The following is a 4054-nucleotide window of genomic DNA, read 5'->3' as shown; positions in this document are numbered from 1 at the left end:
TTTTGGATATACTTTGATAATCCCGGTGAAAAGGAGAAATTAAAGAAGATAATGGATGAACCATGTGATGATTTCGAAAAGAATCGTCTAATCCAAGAAGAGTTTGGAGTTGATTTGCTTACAGCAAGTCGAGTTATTGACACATATTATAAATCAATTAAGAAATGAAAGCAGGAGTATATATTGTTAAAGATTTATTCAGTGAACAGAAATATATTTTGTCTTTAAATGGTAAGGAACCATTTATAAGAATCACAAATAGTATTTCACTAAGTTCATTTGCTAATGGTCTTATTGAAAGAGATCATAAAATAGTTGAACAGATTTTGGAAGATCCTACTAAATTTGAATTTACTCTTCTATCTAAAGAAATTGAATCAAGTAAAATAGAAGAAAGAAACACAGAATCTAGTAGTATTCAATATACTGATGAACAATATGAAGAATTTGTAAGTATAAAGAATATTCAACCAGATGGGAATCTAAATGAAATAGCTGTTACTGCAGATATCCAAGGTAAATTACATGTTTCTTGGGAGGATGCTCAAAAGTTATTCAATAAAGTAAATATTCGGTATATAAACGAAGATAAATGGAAAAAAATAGAGATAAAATCTTCGATCAACGAGGCGAACTCTGTAATACAATAAAAGATCTTTTCAAAAATATTAGTACACATGAAAAATTTTTACCAGTATTTAGAGAAGATGAAGGTTATTGTATGGATTGGGGAATAATTGGATCAGAATATGAAAAATATTTTGGTTGGATTAAAACTCCAGATGGGAAATTTTGTTCAGTATGTCCAGATAATATGGATTGGCGTACTTGGATTGAGATAAAAGCAAAAATTAAGAAATGGATTGCTTGGATATCTCAACGTCTTTTTCATCCTAATAAGATGATAGGGAGCAAACATACTACAGACTTAGTAAGACTAAGAATTGCTGTAGCAATGTTAGACAAAATAGAATTACCTAGGATATACTCTGATGAAATATTTGATAACTTAATTCAATGTTATTGGATACGTAAATATGTATATGATACATATTATTATAGATATATATTAGGTATTCCATTTTAGTTTAGAAATAAGGAAGTGTAATAAGATTTGCCTACTTTCAGACGAGATAGCTGTGTCGTCGCAGAGGGCGTTCTAAACAAAGGATTCTAGGGGTTCGACTCCCCTAGTTTCCACTAACTAATGCTTGTTATATGAAAGAAGAAGAAAAAATCTTAATTGAACAAGCAAAACACGGTGATAATAAGGCTTTTAATCAGTTATATGAACGGTATCATAGACTGATAAGATATATTATCTTTGATATAGTCAAAGATGATGAACTTACTCAAGATCTATTGAGTAACACATTTATAAAAGCCTTTAGTAAACTCAGTTCTTATGTAAATCCTATTAGCTTCGAAGCGTGGCTTAAAACAATAGCAGTTAATACTACTATTGACCATATAAGAGCCACAAAGGATTTATGTAAGAACTTCAGCATAGATAATGAGACAAATACTATTCAGTTAGAAGAAACAGCTCCAGATCCCGAGTCAGATATGATTAAAACGGAGAATATTAAACTTCTAAGAATAGCATTATCTCGCCTAAGATCTAAGTATCGAAATTTACTCGAGTTAAGATACTATCAAGGTCTTAGTTATGATCAACTGAGTGTTAAGCTTGGAATTCCTATCGGAACTGTAAAATCCGATTTGAATAAGGCAAAACGTAGGTTGAGAGAAATTTTTCATAAACTTTCAAAAAATTAACAGAACATGACAACAATGACTTTCATTTCTATGATTGTTGCTTTAATTCTAGTGATTGTAGCAATCGCTAGAGTACAAGGTAGCCCAAAGCTAGGTATTAATTTGATATTGACCCTAGCGTTTGCGATTGTTGTTGGATTTGGCATCCAGAGTAAGACTCGTCATATCGAGCCTAAAAAGGACCAAATAGAAAAGGTCTCTGTAGTAAACCACATGCCCATACAGGCTTTGCAAATCGTTGGAGTGACACCAATGATTACTGCAACAATTGAGTCTGTAAGTAAGGCTTATATGTGGTTTATTAGAGACCAAGGAGACCAACAACAAGGAGAAAATCTTCTAGTTCATACTAGAACCAGAGCGTCACCAGATCACGAGGATTCAAGTTAGCTTACTAACTATTTTCGGGATCATTACTATTTCTATCATTAGTTATTTTAATAATTTAAAACTGTAAAGGACAGTAAACAAATCAATTGAATCATGTCTAAGAAAAATAAAATAACTCAGCAAGCTCCTGTAAAGGATACTGAAGTAAAGGATAACAAGAGTGCAAAACAAACTCAAGTAAATAATCCACAAAAACCAAAGGAAGTAAAAAAGCCTGAGGTAGAAAAAGAGGAGAGAAAACAAACTCCACCACCTGTAGATCCTACAGTAGAAACAGTTGCAACCGAAGAAGTTAAGCCGGAGCCAAAGGAAGAGATTCCTTCAAAAATCGACTTAAATAACATTAAGTTACAACCACATCAGAGAATGTCTGGCGATGGTTATGCTCGACTACTAGAAGTAGCTCAGCGACATATAGCCGGTATGAAATCTGGTGAGCCAGCAACGATTAAGATGGAGCAAGCCTTCACATATAATCTTGCTTGGGGTATGACTAAGGCTTCTATTCAGGCTCGTGAAGAAAAGCTTGAATTAGGTCTTGCAGTTCCAAATGATGATGTTATTGTTCAAGATGTTATTAATACATTTAATAATATTGGTGTTACAATGTTGCCGCATCATGTATCTGAGGATGGTAAACAAATGACCTTAGCGTTTAAGGACATTACTCCAGAAACAGAGAAAGAAGCTAAAGAGGAAATTAAACAAGAGAAAAAAGCTCCTGTAGTTCCTGAGCTAGATGCTGCTAAGTGGAAGGATGAGAATGATGCAAAGAATGGATTATCCTATATCTTATCACAGCAGAACTCCCCTTTTCCAAATCGTTTCAGCGAGGCATTGATGAAAGTACGATTATATCGACAGAATCAAGAACCAGACGAAGCAAAAAAGGAAACTTGGAACAAGATTGGATTAGGTGCATTATTCGAAGATGCTGTTACCCTGTTAGGTAATAAATCTACGGCGTTAGTACGTGGTTTATGTCAAGGAACTGTAAGTTCTTTGATCGCCGATCATAATCCGATTTTTGCTCATTCGACCGTAAAGTATAATCTTCCGGTATTAAGTGAAGAGGAGGTAGTTGATTTGATTAAGGCATTTATTCGTGTTCGTAATGCGGATTCTAAGCAACCAATCGATGATACTACAGCAGTTAAGAACGGAATCCTTGAGCCTACTCGAGATTTCTTCTTACAGGTACCGCAACTAAGTAAATTAGTTGTTAATACTGACGATCCTAAATCATATGAAGTAGGACTCGCCAAGAAGATCATGAACAAATTCTATGAAGCTTATAAGACTGAAGTTCCTATGGCAGATCCGAAGTTCATGCTCAATGCAACAAATAAAATGATCGAAATTCGTAACATGTACGTAGACAAGGATGCAGCCTTCGATCTATATACAGAAAGCGAATATCCTAAGGAAACTCCGAAATCTGAGGAAACTGCAGATCCTAAGAAAGACGAGAAACCGGTGGAAGAGAAGAAGTAAATAACTATAAATCATTATCAAAATGAGTAGACATGGCAATTTACTTACATACGTGTCATTTGCTATTGTAGGTATATTATTATCCTATAATACGAACTTCTTTCAAGTAGAAGAGGTTCGGGCAGATCAAGTAAAACCACTTGACTTGCCCGCATTAAAGTTCGATCCTAAGGGCAATTTATCCTTAGAGATTGATCTTAATAAAGGTGTTTCCAATGTAAAAAGCGATATGCCGATTGCTAACATTGATGTCACCATTAATCACCCCACGAAACTCGTGGAAAAGGTAGTAGAGAAACCAGTTAAAGAAAGGAAAGAATATGAAACAAAAACTGAATATTTGGAGAAAGTAGTGATGTTTACTCTACCTACTCCTCGCTTTCACGTACCA

Annotated in this window: 6 protein-coding genes; all 6 read left to right on the top strand. The window is 34.3% G+C overall.

The window, feature by feature from the left end; genetic code table 11:
- The first annotated feature begins 164 nt into the window (after positions 1-164).
- Positions 165-650 carry a hypothetical protein gene (locus QZL64_RS12795; protein ID WP_021842346.1) on the top strand — a complete coding sequence of 162 codons (486 nt, stop codon included), beginning with the start codon at positions 165-167 and terminating at the stop codon, positions 648-650.
- A complete protein-coding gene (locus QZL64_RS12790) occupies positions 593-1087 on the top strand; it encodes a hypothetical protein (protein ID WP_021842345.1) in 495 nt (164 codons plus the stop codon). Before QZL64_RS12795 ends, QZL64_RS12790 begins: the two co-directional genes overlap by 58 nt.
- 131 nt (positions 1088-1218) lie before the next feature.
- On the top strand, positions 1219-1779 hold the full coding sequence (locus tag QZL64_RS12785; RefSeq protein ID WP_021842344.1) for an RNA polymerase sigma factor: 561 nt from the start codon (positions 1219-1221) through the stop codon (positions 1777-1779).
- A 6-nt stretch (positions 1780-1785) separates the two neighbouring features.
- Positions 1786-2169, top strand: a complete 384-nt coding sequence (locus tag QZL64_RS12780) for a hypothetical protein (RefSeq protein ID WP_021842343.1) — start codon at positions 1786-1788, stop codon at positions 2167-2169.
- Between the two features lie 93 nt (positions 2170-2262).
- Positions 2263-3663, top strand: a complete 1401-nt coding sequence (locus tag QZL64_RS12775) for a hypothetical protein (protein WP_021842342.1) — start codon at positions 2263-2265, stop codon at positions 3661-3663.
- Between the two features lie 22 nt (positions 3664-3685).
- Positions 3686-4054: hypothetical protein (locus QZL64_RS12770; RefSeq protein WP_296309675.1), on the top strand; the 369-nt coding region annotated here is incomplete at its 3' end.

The organism is Veillonella sp. CAG:933, from assembly GCF_000431435.1.
Lineage (GTDB): Bacteria > Bacillota > Negativicutes > Veillonellales > Veillonellaceae > Veillonella_A.
This window is presented reverse-complemented; position numbering and strand designations above follow the sequence as displayed.